This window comes from Pantoea sp. nfd-35, assembly GCF_056892255.1.
This window is the reverse complement of sequence record NZ_CP122403.1, coordinates 458,876-473,157: the sequence shown is the minus strand read 5'-3', so window position 1 is coordinate 473,157 and position 14,282 is coordinate 458,876. Positions and strand designations below refer to the sequence as shown.

The following is a 14,282-nucleotide window of genomic DNA, read 5'->3' as shown; positions in this document are numbered from 1 at the left end:
TGGCACTATCTTATGACTAAATCAACCAATCTTCGTAGCCTGTCTGCTCAACTGATCGAACGCGTTGTCGATAAAGGCGAATCACTCAATACCGCCTTGCCCGCGGCACAGAAAAAACTCTCAGATAAAGATGCTGCCCTGGTACAAGAGATCTGCTTTGGTGTACTGCGCACGTTACCGCAGCTAGAAGCGCTGATCGGCAAACTGATGGAACGTCCCTTAACGGGTAAGCAGCGTACGCTGCATTTCCTGATTATGGTGGGCTTATATCAGCTACTTTATACACGCGTGCCCGCTCATGCAGCATTAGCGGAGACAGTGGCCGGGGCGGAGGTGCTGAAACGCGCAAACCTGAAAGGATTAATCAATGGCGTCTTGCGCCAGTTCCAGCGTCAGCAGGAAGCCCTTCTTGCCAGTATTCAGGATGGTCCTCAGCGTCATCTTCATCCGGGCTGGTTACTGAACCGGCTTCAGCAGGCATGGCCAGAGCAGTGGCAGCAAATTGTTGAGGCAAACAACCAGCGACCACCGATGTGGTTGCGTGTTAATCGCCAACATCATTCACGTGACAGCTGGCTGGCGCGCCTCACCGCAGAGGAGAAGAGTGCTGCTGTCGCCCAAGATGTGCCAGAAGCGCTGCGTCTTGCGGCGCCTGCACCGGTTACTCTGCTGCCTGGCTTTGAGCAAGGCTGGTTTACGGTACAGGATCTCTCCGCTCAACGCTGTGCGCTTCTGCTTGAGCCAAAAAACGGTGAGCAGATTCTGGATCTCTGCGCGGCGCCGGGAGGGAAAACGACCCACATTCTGGAGATTGCTCCCGAGGCACAGGTGCTTGCTGTCGATGTTGATGCCCAACGACTGAAACGCGTGAATGAAAATCTGACTCGTCTGGGGATGACCGCCGAGGTAAAACAGGGAGATGGGCGCACGCCGCAGCAGTGGTGCGACCAACGTCAGTTTGACCGCATTTTGCTGGATGCGCCCTGCTCAGCGACCGGCGTTATCCGCCGGCATCCCGACATTAAGTGGTTACGTCGCGATCGCGACATTGCAGAGCTGGCCGCATTACAACGTGAAATTCTGGATGCGACCTGGCCGCTGCTCAAACCCGGCGGTACGATGATCTATGCAACCTGCTCTGTCTTACCGGACGAGAACCAGCGGCAAATCAGCGAGTTCATCGAGCGTCACGCTGATGCGGAAGCGGTTTCATTGTCCGGCGCGCCCCTGAACGGTTGGCAGGTCTTTCCCGAGGCAGAAGGCGGAGATGGTTTTTTCTACGCTAAGCTGGTGAAACGCACGGGTCCACTCTGAAAAGGCATTGATAAGCGATGAAAATCATAATTCTTGGTGCTGGTCAGGTCGGCGGCACACTGGCAGAAAACCTGGTTGGTGAAAATAACGATATTACCGTTGTGGATACAGACTCAACGCGGTTACGCCAACTGCAGGACAAATTTGATTTACGTGTCGTGCAGGGCCATGGTTCTCACCCACGTATTCTCCGTGAGGCCGGTGCAGAGGATGCCGATATGCTGGTTGCCGTGACCAGCTCGGATGAAACCAATATGATTGCCTGCCAAATCGCTTATTCGCTTTTCAACACGCCAAATCGCATCGCCCGTATCCGTGCGGCGGACTATCTGCGCGACGCCGATAAACTGTTTATTCCTGAAGCCGTGCCCATCGATCATTTGATTTCGCCTGAGCAACTGGTCATCGACAACATATATCGTCTGATTCAGTATCCTGGTGCACTGCAGGTCGTTAACTTTGCCGAAGGTAAGGTCAGTCTTGCCGTTGTCAAAGCCTATTATGGCGGTCCGCTCGTAGGCAATCCGCTGTCGATCCTGCGGGACCATATGCCACATATCGATACGCGCGTGGCGGCAATCTTCCGTCAGGATCGCCCTATCCGTCCACAGGGATCCACCATTATTGAAGCAGGGGATGAGGTCTTTTTCATTGCCGCAAGCCAGCATATTCGTGCAGTCATGAGTGAAATGCAGCGGCTGGAAAAACCCTATAAACGCATCATGTTGGTGGGCGGCGGAAATATTGGTTTTGGCCTGGCGCAGCGGCTTGAGAAAAATTACAGCGTCAAACTCATTGAGCGTAATCCTCAGCGTGCTGCCGAGCTGGCAGAACAGTTACATGATACAGTGGTGTTCTATGGTGATGCGTCCGATCAGGAGCTGCTGGCGGAAGAGCACATCGAGCAGGTCGACTTATTCATTGCCGTCACCAACGATGACGAAGCGAATATTATGTCGGCCATGCTGGCTAAAAAAATGGGTGCCAAGAAAGTCATGGTGCTGATACAACGACGGGCTTACGTCGATCTGGTCCAGGGCAGCGTAATTGATATTGCCATTTCGCCACAGCAGGCCACGATTTCAGCCCTGTTAGGGCACGTGCGCAAAGCGGACATTGTAGGCGTTTCGTCTTTACGCCGCGGTATTGCCGAAGCCATTGAAGCCATTGCGCACGGTGATGAAACCACCTCACGCGTGGTGGGACGGTCAATTGATGATATCAAGCTTCCACCAGGCACATTGATTGGTGCGGTGGTTCGCGGCGATGATGTGATGATAGCGAATGACAACCTGCGTATTGAACAGGGCGACCACGTCGTCATGTTTTTAACCGATAAGAAATTTGTACCGGACGTCGAACGCCTGTTTCAGCCAAGTCCGTTCTTCCTGTAAAAAATTCAGGGCTGTGTCTGACATCATTTAGCAAATTGTTCGCAGCAATGGCAAATATGGCAAGCTTTGTTAAACTTTATGGCATTGGCTAAGGCAAGGAGAGAAGTATGAGTTTATTCAAAGAGTTTCGTGATTTTGCGATGCGCGGCAATGTGGTTGACCTGGCAGTCGGTGTCATCATTGGTGCGGCATTTGGTAAAATTGTTTCATCATTGGTGGCGAACATCATTATGCCACCTTTGGGTTTGCTGATTGGCGGCGTTGATTTCAAATCGTTTAGTTGGGTGCTTAAACCCGCCGTAGGTAATGCGCCCGCTGTCGTCATGGAATATGGTGTTTTCCTGCAAACCGTATTTGATTTCATCATTGTTGCTTTTGCTATCTTCATGGCAATCAAGTTGATGAACAAACTGTATAAAAAGAAAGAAGTGGAAAAACCGGCCCCCAAACCTTCAAACGAAGAACTGCTTCTGACCGAAATTCGCGACTTACTTAAACAACAAAACACAAAAATTTAAACGACGAAGCCGCTATAACGCGGCTTTTTTGTGCCCGAAAAGCAGAAGGCCAGTGATAAACGGCTTGCTTATCACTGGCCTCCCAGTCTTTTCCTTTTCCATGTTTTGCTTTACGTTTGAAACTGCCCTTCCCTTTTTGTTTCTGTTCGACCCGCTGTCTGAAGAGAGGATCGTGTAACAATGCCTGTAAGGCGTTATCCTGTATTTGCCCTTTCGTATGGCGATAACTGGACATAATTTCTCCGTGTCGTTGATAGAAATAAGGCTGTTAAAGATGCAGCAGCCACTATTATACGCGGATGCTGACGACATAAAACATGCTAATCTGGCGAAATTTTGCGCTTAATTGCGCGGCCATATTCCCCATCCAGAAAATCTGTGCTCATGCCGGCCTGACGAAGTTTAACCTTCAGCAGCAGCAGCCGTTGTGTCTGAATCAGTCGCTCAGGATCGTCAGGATCTAAATGGTGTAACAGATCGCTGACCTGCAGCGCTTCGCGCCGGAGTTCGAGCTCCGGGGGCAGGAAGCCTGCATTTTTTAACAGTCGAAATCCTGCACGCAGCTCAGGTGGAACCTGACTGTCGTCTTCAAGTTGCAGCGGCGCACCTTCACCCGGCAGGTTACTTAGCTCGCCTTTCTCCTGCGCCGCTTTGATATGCTGTTCAACAAGCTGATCAATTAACCACATTGTTCGCCTCCTTCATAACATGACAAGCGTAGCAGACGCGGAACTGCAGACAATAAAAAACCCGCCGAAGCGGGTTTTTCACGTTGCAACAGATTACTCTGCCGCAGCTTCTGCTTGAGCTTCTGGACGATCAACCAGCTCGATGTATGCCATCGGAGCGTTGTCACCAGCGCGGAAGCCACACTTCAGAATGCGAGTGTAACCACCTGCACGGCTCGCGAAACGCGGGCCTAACTCATTAAACAGTTTTGCCACGATCTCGTTATCACGAGTGCGGGCGAATGCCAGACGACGATTAGCTACGCTGTCGGTCTTGGCAAGAGTAATCAGCGGCTCAACTACGCGGCGCAACTCTTTGGCTTTCGGCAGAGTCGTCTTAATGATCTCATGACGAACCAGAGAGCCAGCCATGTTGCGGAACATAGCCTGACGATGGCTGCTGTTGCGGTTCAGTTGACGACCACTCTTACGATGGCGCATGACCTTATCCTTCTCAGTGAAACCTTAACCTGTGATCGGGTTATTCATCAGCAATGCTTGCCGGTGGCCAGTTTTCCAGGCGCATGCCCAGAGACAGACCACGTGAGGCCAGCACATCTTTAATCTCGGTAAGAGATTTTTTACCAAGGTTAGGCGTTTTAAGCAGCTCAACCTCAGTACGCTGTACCAGATCACCGATGTAGTGGATAGCTTCTGCCTTAAGGCAGTTAGCAGAGCGGACAGTCAATTCCAGATCGTCAACAGGGCGCAGCAGGATCGGATCGAATTCTGGTTTCTCTTCTTTCACTTCCGGCTGACGTACATCACGTAAGTCAACGAAAGCTTCCAGTTGTTCTGCCAGGATGGTTGCCGCACGACGAATCGCCTCTTCAGGATCGATTGTGCCGTTGGTTTCCATTTCGATGACCAGCTTGTCCAGGTCGGTGCGCTGCTCTACACGCGCTGCTTCAACATTGTAGGCGATACGGTCTACAGGGCTGTAGCAAGCGTCAACTAACAGACGGCCGATTGGGCGCTCATCTTCTTCCGAATGAATTCGGGCAGAAGCCGGCACATAACCACGACCACGCTGAACTTTGATACGCATGCTAATAGATGCATTTTCATCGGTCAGATGGCAGATCACATGCTGCGGCTTGACGATTTCGACATCACCATCATGGGTAATGTCGGCTGCAGTCACAGGGCCAATGCCAGATTTATTCAAGGTAAGAATAACTTCATCTTTGCCCTGAACTCTTACCGCCAAACCTTTAAGGTTGAGCAGGATTTCCAGGATATCTTCCTGTACACCCTCTTTGGTGCTGTACTCATGCAGTACACCATCAATTTCAACCTCGGTCACCGCGCAACCCGGCATTGATGAAAGCAGAATACGGCGCAGCGCGTTACCAAGAGTATGGCCAAAGCCACGCTCTAAAGGCTCAAGGGTCACCTTGGCGTGCGTCGAACTCACTTGCTCGATATCTACCAGGCGCGGTTTTAGAAACTCTGTCACAGAACCCTGCATTGTGTCCTCTCTTTGGTACTAAGCTTTACTTGGAGTAAAGCTCGACGATCAGGTGTTCGTTAATGTCCGCAGACAGATCGGTACGTTCAGGAATACGTTTGAACACACCTTCCATCTTAGCTGCATCAACTTCCAGCCAGGTTGGCTTTTCACGCTGCTCAGCCAGCTCCAGAGCGGCCTTCACGCGAGATTGCTTTTTGGCTTTCTCACGGATGCTAACGACATCATTCGGAGATACCTGATAAGAAGCGATGTTAACAACGCGACCATTTACCAGAACAGACTTATGGCTCACCAGCTGACGTGCTTCCGCACGCGTGGCACCAAAGCCCATACGATAAACGACGTTGTCCAGACGGCCTTCCAGCAGAGCCAACAGGTTTTCACCGGTGTTGCCTTTCAGACGTGCTGCTTCTTTGTAATAGTTACGGAACTGACGCTCAAGAACACCGTACATACGACGAACTTTTTGCTTTTCACGTAACTGGCCGCCGTAGTCAGACAGACGTGGCTTACGCGCACCGTGCTGACCAGGAGCTTGTTCAATTTTACACTTGGAATCAATCGCGCGAACGCCAGACTTAAGGAATAAGTCAGTGCCCTCACGACGGCTCAGCTTGAGCTTAGGACCCAAATATCTTGCCATTTTCTTTCTCCAACTATCCTAAAAAACGGGGCGTTATACGCGACGTTTTTTCGGCGGACGACAACCGTTATGAGGGATCGGAGTCACATCAGTAATATTCGTGATGCGGAAACCAGCGGCGTTCAGTGCACGAATTGTTGATTCGCGACCCGGACCCGGACCCTTAACCATAACTTCCAGGTTCTTAATACCGTAATCTTTTACCGCTTCTGCACAGCGCTCTGCAGCGACCTGAGCAGCAAACGGAGTGGATTTACGTGAACCGCGGAAACCGGAACCACCGGCGGTTGCCCAACCCAGTGCGTTACCCTGACGATCAGTAATGGTAACGATTGTGTTGTTAAAAGAAGCATGGACATGAGCCACGCCATCTGAGACTTGTTTTCTTACACGCTTACGTGCACGAACTGGTGCCTTTGCCATTATTTACTCACCCCGATTATTTCTTGATCGGTTTACGCGGACCCTTACGGGTACGTGCGTTGGTCTTGGTGCGCTGACCGCGAACCGGAAGACCACGACGATGGCGCAAACCACGGTAGCAACCAAGGTCCATAAGACGCTTGATGCTCAGGGTGATTTCACGGCGCAGATCACCTTCTACAACGAATTTAGCAACTGCATCACGCAGCTGATCAATTTGTTCTTCAGACAGCTCACTGATCTTAACATTTTCAGCAATGCCCGTTGAAGCGCAGATGGCTTTCGAACGAGTCTTACCAATACCGAAAATCGAGGTTAAAGCGATAACGGTATGTTTCTGATCAGGAATGTTAATGCCTGCTATACGGGCCACTATGCACTCCTACTATTTAATATGTACGTACCATGCCGAAAAGCCCGTTTTCAGGATACTCAAATGGAAACGTACAGACATACAAAAGATTGGCTGGCTAATCTAGCCAGCTCAACCCGACTTTGCAAGAAAAATATGTGAAAATCAGCCTTGGCGCTGTTTATGCTTTGGCTCGGCGCTGCAGATCACACGAACGACACCGTCGCGGCGAATGATTTTGCAGTTACGACATAATTTCTTGACGGAAGCACGAACTTTCATTTTTACTCTCCGTAACTTCTCAACCACCTGAATTAACGGCCGTAGCCCTTCAGGTTAGCTTTCTTCAATGCAGACTCGTACTGACTTGACATCATCAGAGTTTGCACTTGAGCCATAAAGTCCATGATGACGACCACTACGATGAGCAGTGATGTACCGCCAAAGTAGAAAGGAACTTTCATCGCATCACGCATGAACTCCGGGATAAGGCAGATAAAGGTAATGTAGAGGGCACCGATTAAGGTTAACCGCGTCATTACTTTATCAATATACTTCGCCGTTTGCTCTCCCGGACGAATTCCCGGTACGAATGCACCAGACTTCTTCAGGTTATCTGCTGTTTCACGCGGGTTGAAAACCAACGCCGTGTAGAAGAAACAGAAGAAGATGATAGCAGTCGCATAGAGTAGCACATAAAGCGGCTGTCCTGGCTGCAAATACATCGAAATTGTTGTCAGCCAGTTCCAACCGGTACCGCCCCCGAACCACGATGCAATCGTTGCCGGGAACAGAATAATGCTGGAAGCGAAGATTGCCGGGATAACCCCTGCCATATTCACTTTCAACGGTAAATGTGTGCTCTGTGCAGCGTATACACGGCGACCTTGTTGACGTTTGGCATAGTTCACCACAATGCGGCGTTGACCACGCTCAACGAAAATAACAAAGAAGGTCACTGCAAATACGAGAACTGCAACCAACAGCAACAGAAGGAAGTGCAGGTCACCTTGCCGCGCTTGCTCGATGGTATGGCCAATGGCCGGCGGAAGACCCGCAACAATACCTGCGAAGATAATGATTGAAATACCGTTACCGATACCACGCTCAGTTATCTGTTCGCCCAGCCACATCAGGAACATTGTCCCGGTAACCAGACTCACAACAGCGGTAAAATAGAATGCAAAGCCTGGATTCATTACCAGGCCTTGCATACCAGGCATATTCGGTAAACCGGTAGCAATACCGATTGACTGGAATATGGCCAATACCAACGTACCGTAACGGGTGTACTGGCTAATCTTACGACGGCCAGCCTCCCCTTCTTTCTTAATTTCAGCTAACGCGGGATGAACCACCGTTAACAGCTGGATAATAATCGATGCCGAAATATACGGCATGATACCCAGAGCAAAGATAGAAGCACGGCTGAGAGCACCACCAGAGAACATGTTAAACATTTCAATGATGGTGCCACGCTGTTGCTCAAGCAGTTTGGCAAGTACAGTGGCATCAATACCAGGGATCGGAATAAAAGAGCCAATACGGAAGACAATCAGTGCACCGATTACAAACAGCAGTCTGCGTTTCAGTTCACCAAAGCCACCTTTGGCACTTTGAAAATCTAATCCCGGTTGTTTAGCCATCTGCTACTTATTCCTCGATTTTACCGCCAGCAGCTTCGATTGCAGCACGAGCACCTTTGGTGACACGCAGGCCGCGAACCGTTACCGGTGCAGAAACTTCACCAGAAAGAATTACTTTAACGAATTCAATCTGAACACCGACAATGTTGGCTGCTTTCAGCGCGTTCAGGTCGACGATACCGCCTTCAACTTTCGCCAGATCAGACAGACGAATCTCTGTGGTGATCATTGCTTTGCGAGAGGTGAAACCGAACTTCGGCAGACGACGGTACAGAGGCATCTGACCACCTTCGAAACCGCGACGTACGCCACCGCCAGAACGAGAGTTCTGACCTTTGTGACCACGACCACCGGTTTTTCCGAGGCCAGAACCGATACCACGACCCAGACGCTTGGTAGCGTGCTTAGACCCTTCGGCCGGAGACAGAGTATTTAAACGCATCTCTTACTCCTCCACTTTAACCATGTAGGAAACCGCGTTGACCATACCGCGTACAGCTGGCGTATCTTCACGCTCTACGGTATGACCAATACGACGCAGACCCAGGCCAACCAGAGTGGCTTTATGCTTAGGCAAGCGGCCGATTGAACTACGGGTTTGGGTGATTTTAATAGTGTTAGCCATCGTGATTACCCCAGAATTTCTTCAACGGATTTACCACGCTTAGCAGCGACCATTTCCGGAGACTTCATATTGCCCAGACCGTCAATAGTTGCACGAACCACGTTAATCGGGTTGGTGGAACCATAGGCTTTTGCCAGAACGTTATGTACTCCAGCGACTTCCAGAACGGCGCGCATTGCACCACCGGCGATGATACCGGTACCTTCTGAAGCCGGCTGCATGAACACACGGGACCCAGTGTGCGCACCTTTAACAGGGTGCTGCAGGGTGCCGTTGATCAGCGCGACATTAACCATATTGCGACGGGCTTTCTCCATCGCTTTCTGGATCGCTGCTGGAACTTCACGCGCTTTACCGTAACCAAAACCAACGCGGCCGTTACCATCACCCACTACAGTCAGTGCGGTGAAGGAGAAAATACGACCACCTTTTACAGTTTTAGATACACGGTTTACCGCGATCAGTTTTTCCTGCAGTTCGCCAGCTTGTTTCTCGATGTGTGCCATCTTAGACCTCTACCTTAGAACTGAAGGCCAGCTTCACGGGCAGCATCTGCCAGTGCCTGGACGCGACCATGATATTGGAAACCGGAACGGTCGAAAGAAACACCAGTGATGCCTTTTTCGATTGCGCGTTCTGCAATAGCTTTACCTACAGCAGCTGCGGCTTCTTTATTACCGGTAAACTTCAGTTGTTCAGTGATAGCTTTTTCTACAGTAGAAGCAGCAACCAGAACTTCGGAACCGTTCGGGGCGATTACCTGTGCGTAAATGTGACGCGGGGTACGATGTACCACCAGGCGAGTAGCACCCAGCTCTTTGAGCTTGCGACGTGCACGGGTCGCACGACGGATACGAGCAGATTTCTTATCCATAGTGTTACCTTACTTCTTCTTAGCCTCTTTGGTACGCACGACTTCGTCGGCGTAACGGACACCCTTGCCTTTATAAGGCTCAGGACGACGGTAGGCGCGCAAGTCAGCTGCAACCTGGCCGATCACCTGCTTATCAGCGCCTTTCAGCACGATTTCAGTCTGAGTCGGACACTCTGCAGTGATACCCGCGGGCAGCTGGTGATCAACTGGATGAGAAAAGCCCAGAGACAGGTTAACTACGTTGCCTTTTACGGCAGCACGATAACCAACACCAACCAGCTGCAGCTTCTTAGTGAAGCCTTCGGTAACACCGATAACCATTGCGTTCAGCAGCGCGCGAGAAGTACCCGCCTGCGCCCAGCCGTCAACGAAACCTTCGCGCGGAGCGAAAGTCAGAGCGTTGTCAGCATGCTTAACTTCAACAGCATCATTGATAGTACGAGTCAGCTCGCCGTTTTTACCTTTAATCGAAATTACCTGACCGTTGAGTTTTACCTCTACGCCGGCAGGAATAACGACAGGTGCTTTAGCAACACGAGACATTTTATTCCTCCGATTACGCTACGTAGCAGATAATTTCGCCACCAAGACCAGCCTGGCGCGCTGCACGATCAGTCATGACACCTTTCGATGTAGAAATGACAGCGATACCCATACCAGCCATTACCTTTGGCAGCTCATCTTTTTTCTTATAGATGCGCAGGCCGGGACGGCTTACTCGCTGAATGCTTTCTACAACAGCTTTACCCTGGAAATACTTAAGAGTCAGTTCCAGTTCCAGCTTGATGTCGCCTTCGATTTTAAAATCTTCAATAAAGCCTTCTTCCTTCAGCACGTTGGCAATTGCCAATTTCAGCTTGGAGGAGGGCATGGTGACCGCAACTTTGTTCGCGGCCTGACCGTTACGGATACGGGTCAGCATATCCGCGATCGGATCTTGCATGCTCATCTGTGTTACTCCCGTGATTCAATTGGTGACAATTACCAGCTAGCCTTTTTCAGACCCGGGATTTCACCGCGCATTGCGGCTTCACGGACCTTGATACGGCTCAACCCAAACTTCCGCAGGAAACCGTGCGGACGACCTGTTTGACGGCAGCGGTTACGCTGACGTGAAGGGCTGGAATCACGCGGCAGACTCTGCAGCTTGAGAACGGCATCCCAACGGTCTTCGTCGGAAGCGTTCACATCAGAAATGATCGCTTTCAGTTCAGCGCGTTTTGCGAAGAATTTGTCTGCTAATTTCACACGCTTAACTTCGCGTGCTTTCATAGATTGCTTAGCCATTAAGTAACCCTACCTTACTTACGGAACGGGAAGTCAAAGGCAGCCAGCAGAGCACGGCCTTCATCATCAGATTTCGCAGTAGTGGTAATGGTAATATCCAAACCACGAACGCGATCGACTTTGTCGTAGTCGATTTCTGGGAAGATGATCTGCTCACGTACACCCATGCTGTAGTTGCCACGACCATCGAATGACTTAGCGGACAAGCCACGGAAGTCACGGATACGCGGTACAGCAATGGTGATCAGACGCTCAAAGAACTCCCACATGCGTTCGCCACGCAGAGTTACTTTACAGCCGATCGGATAGCCCTGACGGATTTTGAAGCCTGCAACTGATTTGCGTGCTTTGGTGATCAACGGTTTTTGACCGGAGATTGCTGCCAGGTCAGCTGCTGCGTTATCCAGCAGTTTCTTGTCAGCGATCGCTTCACCAACACCCATGTTCAGGGTGATCTTCTCGACCCGAGGGACTTGCATGACAGAATTGTAGCCGAACTCACTCATGAGTTTCTGGACTACCTCGTCTTTGTAGTAATCATGCAGTTTCGCCATCGTACTACTCCAAATTACTTGATAGTTTCGCTATTAGACTTGAAGAAACGGACTTTTTTGCCGTCTTCGAATCTAAAGCCTACACGGTCAGCCTTACCGGTTGCCGCATTGAAGAGAGCAACGTTAGAAACCTGAATAGCAGCTTCTTTTTCAACGATGCCGCCTGGTTGGTTCAGAGCCGGAACAGGCTTCTGATGTTTCTTAACCAGGTTGATACCTTCAACGATGACCTTGCCAGAAGACAGGACGTTCTTAACTTTACCGCGCTTACCTTTATCTTTACCGGTTAACACGATAACTTCGTCGTTACGACGGATTTTAGCTGCCATTGTTCGCTCCTTAGAGTACTTCTGGTGCCAGAGAGATAATTTTCATGAACTTTTCAGTACGAAGTTCACGAGTTACCGGCCCAAAAATACGCGTACCGATAGGCTGCTCACTGTTATTGTTTAAAATAACGCATGCATTACCATCGAAGCGAATGACAGAACCGTCCGGGCGACGAACACCCTTCCTGGTGCGCACCACTACCGCCTTCAGGACATCACCTTTTTTAACTTTACCACGTGGAATTGCTTCCTTGATGGTAACTTTAATGATGTCGCCGACGCCTGCGTAGCGACGGTGCGAGCCACCCAGAACCTTGATACACATTACGCGACGTGCACCGGAGTTGTCGGCGACGTTCAGCATAGTCTGTTCTTGGATCATTTCAGTGCTCCGCTAATGTCAACTACTACTTCGGGACCTAGACCTCAGGTCGATTGAAAGCCCCATAATTGAGGGCGCGGCATTATAACACCGGTTCTCGCAGATGGGTAGAAAAAATGAACGGCTCTTGCGAGCCGTTCATTCGATTTTTAAAGAGGGCAGATTCTATTACAGAATTGCTTTCTCTACAACGCGAACCAGAGTCCAGGACTTAGTCTTGGACAGTGGACGGCATTCGCGGATTTCTACCACGTCACCGATTCCACATTCGTTGTTCTCGTCATGGATGTGCAGCTTAGTCGTACGCTTAATGAATTTTCCATAGATTGGATGCTTCACGAAACGCTCGATAGCAACAACTGCAGATTTCTGCATTTTGTCACTAACGACACGACCCTGCAGAGTACGGATTTTATCGGTCATTACGAACCCGCCTTCTCAGTCAGTAAAGTCTTAACGCGCGCAACATCACGGCGAACCTGCTTCAGCAGATGAGACTGCTGCAGTTGGCCAGATGCTGCCTGCATGCGCAGGTTAAATTGCTCACGCAGCAGATTAAGCAGCTCAGTGTTCAGCTCTTCAACGCTTTTTTCACGCAGCTCTGTTGCTTTCATTACATCACCGTCTTAGTTACAAAGGTGGTTTTGATAGGCAGTTTTGCTGCTGCCAGCTTGAATGCTTCACGGGCCAGCTCTTCTGGTACGCCGTCCATTTCATACAGGACTTTACCAGGCTGGATCAGGGCAACCCAATACTCGACGTTACCCTTACCTTTACCCATACGCACTTCCAGCGGCTTCTCGGTGATCGGTTTGTCCGGGAATACACGGATCCAGATCTTACCTTGACGCTTAACTGCACGGGTCATAGCACGACGTGCTGCTTCGATCTGACGGGCAGTCAGACGACCACGGCCAACAGCTTTCAGACCGAAAGTCCCGAAGCTAACATCCGTACCCTGCGCCAGACCACGGTTGCGGCCTTTGTGCACTTTACGGAATTTTGTACGCTTTGGTTGTAACATAGCGACTCTCCTTACTTACGGCCTTTACGCTGCTGCTTTTTAGGTTGAGCAGCCGGTTCCGGTTGTTCAACAGCAGCCATACCACCCAGGATCTCGCCTTTGAAGATCCATACCTTAACGCCGATTACACCATAAGTGGTGTGCGCTTCAGAGGTGTTGTAGTCAATGTCAGCACGCAGAGTGTGCAACGGCACGCGACCTTCACGATACCATTCGGTACGTGCGATCTCGGCGCCGCCCAGACGGCCGCTAACTTCAACTTTAATACCCTTCGCGCCCAGACGCATGGCGTTCTGAACCGCACGCTTCATAGCACGACGGAACATCACGCGACGCTCCAGCTGTGAAGTGATGCTGTCAGCAACCAGTTTAGCGTCCAGTTCCGGTTTACGGACTTCGGCGATATTGATCTGTGCAGGTACGCCAGCGATTTTCGCCACGACCGTGCGCAGTTTTTCTACGTCTTCACCTTTCTTACCGATCACGATGCCAGGACGAGCGGTGTGAATGGTCACACGGATGCTCTTAGCCGGACGCTCGATAACGATACGAGATACAGACGCCTTAGCCAGTTCCTTAGTCAGGTACTGACGTACTTTAAAGTCGCTGTCCAGGTTGTCAGCGAATTCTTTGGTGTTCGCAAACCAGGTAGAGTTCCATGGTTTTACAATACCCAGGCGAATACCATTAGGATGTACTTTCTGACCCATTGCTA

At 50.5% G+C, this 14,282-nt stretch carries 26 protein-coding genes; 3 read left to right on the top strand and 23 right to left on the bottom strand.

Going from position 1 to position 14,282, the window contains the following annotated elements:
- The first annotated feature begins 12 nt into the window (after positions 1-12).
- The 3 genes from rsmB (at position 13) to mscL (ending at position 3,226) form a co-directional block, all read left to right on the top strand.
- Positions 13-1,314 carry a 16S rRNA (cytosine(967)-C(5))-methyltransferase RsmB gene (rsmB, locus tag P9J57_RS02260; protein ID WP_014604875.1) on the top strand — a complete coding sequence of 434 codons (1,302 nt, stop codon included), beginning with the start codon at positions 13-15 and terminating at the stop codon, positions 1,312-1,314.
- Positions 1,315-1,331: 17 nt separating this feature from the next.
- A complete protein-coding gene (trkA, locus tag P9J57_RS02255) occupies positions 1,332-2,708 on the top strand; it encodes a Trk system potassium transporter TrkA (protein WP_013027456.1) in 1,377 nt (458 codons plus the stop codon).
- 107 nt (positions 2,709-2,815) lie between these two features.
- The gene (gene mscL, locus P9J57_RS02250; RefSeq protein WP_013027457.1) at positions 2,816-3,226 is read left to right on the top strand and encodes a large-conductance mechanosensitive channel protein MscL; all 411 of its coding nucleotides are present in this window, start codon (positions 2,816-2,818) and stop codon (positions 3,224-3,226) included.
- Here mscL and P9J57_RS02245 read toward each other — a convergent pair.
- From P9J57_RS02245 to rpsC, 23 genes are all read right to left on the bottom strand, one after another.
- The gene (locus P9J57_RS02245; protein ID WP_019105359.1) at positions 3,201-3,461 is read right to left on the bottom strand and encodes an alternative ribosome-rescue factor A; all 261 of its coding nucleotides are present in this window, start codon (positions 3,459-3,461) and stop codon (positions 3,201-3,203) included. The two genes, mscL and P9J57_RS02245, sit on opposite strands and share 26 nt — an antisense overlap.
- Before the next feature lie 85 nt (positions 3,462-3,546).
- Positions 3,547-3,915: a DnaJ family domain-containing protein gene (locus P9J57_RS02240; RefSeq protein WP_019105358.1), complete on the bottom strand. Its 369-nt coding sequence runs from the start codon at positions 3,913-3,915 to the stop codon at positions 3,547-3,549.
- A 93-nt stretch (positions 3,916-4,008) separates the two neighbouring features.
- Entirely contained in the window at positions 4,009-4,395 is a 387-nt protein-coding gene (gene rplQ / locus P9J57_RS02235) for a 50S ribosomal protein L17 (RefSeq protein WP_003850180.1), read from the bottom strand.
- A 40-nt stretch (positions 4,396-4,435) separates the two neighbouring features.
- Positions 4,436-5,425 (bottom strand): DNA-directed RNA polymerase subunit alpha, encoded by a 990-nt coding sequence (locus P9J57_RS02230; protein WP_007891688.1) that lies wholly within the window; start codon positions 5,423-5,425, stop codon positions 4,436-4,438.
- A 25-nt stretch (positions 5,426-5,450) separates the two neighbouring features.
- A complete protein-coding gene (gene rpsD / locus P9J57_RS02225) occupies positions 5,451-6,071 on the bottom strand; it encodes a 30S ribosomal protein S4 (protein ID WP_013027460.1) in 621 nt (206 codons plus the stop codon).
- Between the two features lie 33 nt (positions 6,072-6,104).
- A complete protein-coding gene (gene rpsK / locus P9J57_RS02220; RefSeq protein ID WP_004160563.1) occupies positions 6,105-6,494 on the bottom strand; it encodes a 30S ribosomal protein S11 in 390 nt (129 codons plus the stop codon).
- A 16-nt stretch (positions 6,495-6,510) separates the two neighbouring features.
- A complete protein-coding gene (gene rpsM, locus P9J57_RS02215) occupies positions 6,511-6,867 on the bottom strand; it encodes a 30S ribosomal protein S13 (RefSeq protein WP_003850176.1) in 357 nt (118 codons plus the stop codon).
- A 144-nt stretch (positions 6,868-7,011) separates the two neighbouring features.
- Positions 7,012-7,128 carry a 50S ribosomal protein L36 gene (gene rpmJ, locus P9J57_RS02210; protein WP_004160566.1) on the bottom strand — a complete coding sequence of 39 codons (117 nt, stop codon included), beginning with the start codon at positions 7,126-7,128 and terminating at the stop codon, positions 7,012-7,014.
- 32 nt (positions 7,129-7,160) lie between these two features.
- The gene (gene secY / locus P9J57_RS02205) at positions 7,161-8,492 is read right to left on the bottom strand and encodes a preprotein translocase subunit SecY (protein ID WP_013027461.1); all 1,332 of its coding nucleotides are present in this window, start codon (positions 8,490-8,492) and stop codon (positions 7,161-7,163) included.
- 7 nt (positions 8,493-8,499) lie between these two features.
- Positions 8,500-8,934 (bottom strand): 50S ribosomal protein L15, encoded by a 435-nt coding sequence (rplO, locus tag P9J57_RS02200; protein ID WP_009087579.1) that lies wholly within the window; start codon positions 8,932-8,934, stop codon positions 8,500-8,502.
- A gap of 3 nt (positions 8,935-8,937) precedes the next feature.
- Positions 8,938-9,117, bottom strand: coding sequence for a 50S ribosomal protein L30 (gene rpmD, locus P9J57_RS02195; protein WP_013027462.1), 180 nt, complete (start codon positions 9,115-9,117; stop codon positions 8,938-8,940).
- Between the two features lie 5 nt (positions 9,118-9,122).
- Positions 9,123-9,623 (bottom strand): 30S ribosomal protein S5, encoded by a 501-nt coding sequence (gene rpsE / locus P9J57_RS02190; protein ID WP_006120595.1) that lies wholly within the window; start codon positions 9,621-9,623, stop codon positions 9,123-9,125.
- 14 nt (positions 9,624-9,637) lie between these two features.
- Positions 9,638-9,991 (bottom strand): 50S ribosomal protein L18, encoded by a 354-nt coding sequence (gene rplR / locus P9J57_RS02185; RefSeq protein WP_013027463.1) that lies wholly within the window; start codon positions 9,989-9,991, stop codon positions 9,638-9,640.
- A 9-nt stretch (positions 9,992-10,000) separates the two neighbouring features.
- Complete coding sequence (gene rplF / locus P9J57_RS02180) at positions 10,001-10,534, bottom strand: 50S ribosomal protein L6 (RefSeq protein ID WP_013027464.1); 534 nt, start codon at positions 10,532-10,534, stop codon at positions 10,001-10,003.
- Between the two features lie 13 nt (positions 10,535-10,547).
- The gene (gene rpsH, locus P9J57_RS02175; protein ID WP_013027465.1) at positions 10,548-10,940 is read right to left on the bottom strand and encodes a 30S ribosomal protein S8; all 393 of its coding nucleotides are present in this window, start codon (positions 10,938-10,940) and stop codon (positions 10,548-10,550) included.
- A gap of 32 nt (positions 10,941-10,972) precedes the next feature.
- A complete protein-coding gene (gene rpsN, locus P9J57_RS02170) occupies positions 10,973-11,278 on the bottom strand; it encodes a 30S ribosomal protein S14 (protein ID WP_006120592.1) in 306 nt (101 codons plus the stop codon).
- 14 nt (positions 11,279-11,292) lie between these two features.
- On the bottom strand, positions 11,293-11,832 hold the full coding sequence (gene rplE, locus P9J57_RS02165; RefSeq protein WP_006120591.1) for a 50S ribosomal protein L5: 540 nt from the start codon (positions 11,830-11,832) through the stop codon (positions 11,293-11,295).
- A 14-nt stretch (positions 11,833-11,846) separates the two neighbouring features.
- Positions 11,847-12,161, bottom strand: a complete 315-nt coding sequence (gene rplX, locus P9J57_RS02160) for a 50S ribosomal protein L24 (protein WP_003850150.1) — start codon at positions 12,159-12,161, stop codon at positions 11,847-11,849.
- A gap of 10 nt (positions 12,162-12,171) precedes the next feature.
- Positions 12,172-12,543, bottom strand: coding sequence for a 50S ribosomal protein L14 (gene rplN / locus P9J57_RS02155; protein WP_006120590.1), 372 nt, complete (start codon positions 12,541-12,543; stop codon positions 12,172-12,174).
- Positions 12,544-12,711: 168 nt separating this feature from the next.
- A complete protein-coding gene (gene rpsQ / locus P9J57_RS02150) occupies positions 12,712-12,966 on the bottom strand; it encodes a 30S ribosomal protein S17 (protein ID WP_006120589.1) in 255 nt (84 codons plus the stop codon).
- Positions 12,966-13,157: a 50S ribosomal protein L29 gene (gene rpmC / locus P9J57_RS02145; protein WP_006120588.1), complete on the bottom strand. Its 192-nt coding sequence runs from the start codon at positions 13,155-13,157 to the stop codon at positions 12,966-12,968. Before rpmC ends, rpsQ begins: the two co-directional genes overlap by 1 nt.
- The gene (gene rplP / locus P9J57_RS02140; RefSeq protein ID WP_002438716.1) at positions 13,157-13,567 is read right to left on the bottom strand and encodes a 50S ribosomal protein L16; all 411 of its coding nucleotides are present in this window, start codon (positions 13,565-13,567) and stop codon (positions 13,157-13,159) included. The genes rpmC and rplP overlap by 1 nt, the downstream gene beginning before the upstream one ends.
- A gap of 11 nt (positions 13,568-13,578) precedes the next feature.
- On the bottom strand, positions 13,579-14,277 hold the full coding sequence (gene rpsC / locus P9J57_RS02135; RefSeq protein WP_006120587.1) for a 30S ribosomal protein S3: 699 nt from the start codon (positions 14,275-14,277) through the stop codon (positions 13,579-13,581).
- Between the last annotated feature and the right edge of the window lie 5 nt (positions 14,278-14,282).

Excerpts from the sequence above, each read along its gene's own strand:
- rsmB (WP_014604875.1), top strand. The coding sequence starts at position 13 with ATGACTAAATCAACCAATCTTCGTAGCCTGTCTGCTCAACTGATCGAA.
- trkA (WP_013027456.1), top strand. The coding sequence starts at position 1,332 with ATGAAAATCATAATTCTTGGTGCTGGTCAGGTCGGCGGCACACTGGCA.
- mscL (WP_013027457.1), top strand. The coding sequence starts at position 2,816 with ATGAGTTTATTCAAAGAGTTTCGTGATTTTGCGATGCGCGGCAATGTG.
- P9J57_RS02245 (WP_019105359.1), bottom strand. The coding sequence starts at position 3,461 with ATGTCCAGTTATCGCCATACGAAAGGGCAAATACAGGATAACGCCTTA.
- P9J57_RS02240 (WP_019105358.1), bottom strand. The coding sequence starts at position 3,915 with ATGTGGTTAATTGATCAGCTTGTTGAACAGCATATCAAAGCGGCGCAG.
- rplQ (WP_003850180.1), bottom strand. The coding sequence starts at position 4,395 with ATGCGCCATCGTAAGAGTGGTCGTCAACTGAACCGCAACAGCAGCCAT.
- P9J57_RS02230 (WP_007891688.1), bottom strand. The coding sequence starts at position 5,425 with ATGCAGGGTTCTGTGACAGAGTTTCTAAAACCGCGCCTGGTAGATATC.
- rpsD (WP_013027460.1), bottom strand. The coding sequence starts at position 6,071 with ATGGCAAGATATTTGGGTCCTAAGCTCAAGCTGAGCCGTCGTGAGGGC.
- rpsK (WP_004160563.1), bottom strand. The coding sequence starts at position 6,494 with ATGGCAAAGGCACCAGTTCGTGCACGTAAGCGTGTAAGAAAACAAGTC.
- rpmJ (WP_004160566.1), bottom strand. The coding sequence starts at position 7,128 with ATGAAAGTTCGTGCTTCCGTCAAGAAATTATGTCGTAACTGCAAAATC.
- secY (WP_013027461.1), bottom strand. The coding sequence starts at position 8,492 with ATGGCTAAACAACCGGGATTAGATTTTCAAAGTGCCAAAGGTGGCTTT.
- rplO (WP_009087579.1), bottom strand. The coding sequence starts at position 8,934 with ATGCGTTTAAATACTCTGTCTCCGGCCGAAGGGTCTAAGCACGCTACC.
- rpmD (WP_013027462.1), bottom strand. The coding sequence starts at position 9,117 with ATGGCTAACACTATTAAAATCACCCAAACCCGTAGTTCAATCGGCCGC.
- rpsE (WP_006120595.1), bottom strand. The coding sequence starts at position 9,623 with ATGGCACACATCGAGAAACAAGCTGGCGAACTGCAGGAAAAACTGATC.
- rplR (WP_013027463.1), bottom strand. The coding sequence starts at position 9,991 with ATGGATAAGAAATCTGCTCGTATCCGTCGTGCGACCCGTGCACGTCGC.
- rplF (WP_013027464.1), bottom strand. The coding sequence starts at position 10,534 with ATGTCTCGTGTTGCTAAAGCACCTGTCGTTATTCCTGCCGGCGTAGAG.
- rpsH (WP_013027465.1), bottom strand. The coding sequence starts at position 10,940 with ATGAGCATGCAAGATCCGATCGCGGATATGCTGACCCGTATCCGTAAC.
- rpsN (WP_006120592.1), bottom strand. The coding sequence starts at position 11,278 with ATGGCTAAGCAATCTATGAAAGCACGCGAAGTTAAGCGTGTGAAATTA.
- rplE (WP_006120591.1), bottom strand. The coding sequence starts at position 11,832 with ATGGCGAAACTGCATGATTACTACAAAGACGAGGTAGTCCAGAAACTC.
- rplX (WP_003850150.1), bottom strand. The coding sequence starts at position 12,161 with ATGGCAGCTAAAATCCGTCGTAACGACGAAGTTATCGTGTTAACCGGT.
- rplN (WP_006120590.1), bottom strand. The coding sequence starts at position 12,543 with ATGATCCAAGAACAGACTATGCTGAACGTCGCCGACAACTCCGGTGCA.
- rpsQ (WP_006120589.1), bottom strand. The coding sequence starts at position 12,966 with ATGACCGATAAAATCCGTACTCTGCAGGGTCGTGTCGTTAGTGACAAA.
- rpmC (WP_006120588.1), bottom strand. The coding sequence starts at position 13,157 with ATGAAAGCAACAGAGCTGCGTGAAAAAAGCGTTGAAGAGCTGAACACT.
- rplP (WP_002438716.1), bottom strand. The coding sequence starts at position 13,567 with ATGTTACAACCAAAGCGTACAAAATTCCGTAAAGTGCACAAAGGCCGC.
- rpsC (WP_006120587.1), bottom strand. The coding sequence starts at position 14,277 with ATGGGTCAGAAAGTACATCCTAATGGTATTCGCCTGGGTATTGTAAAA.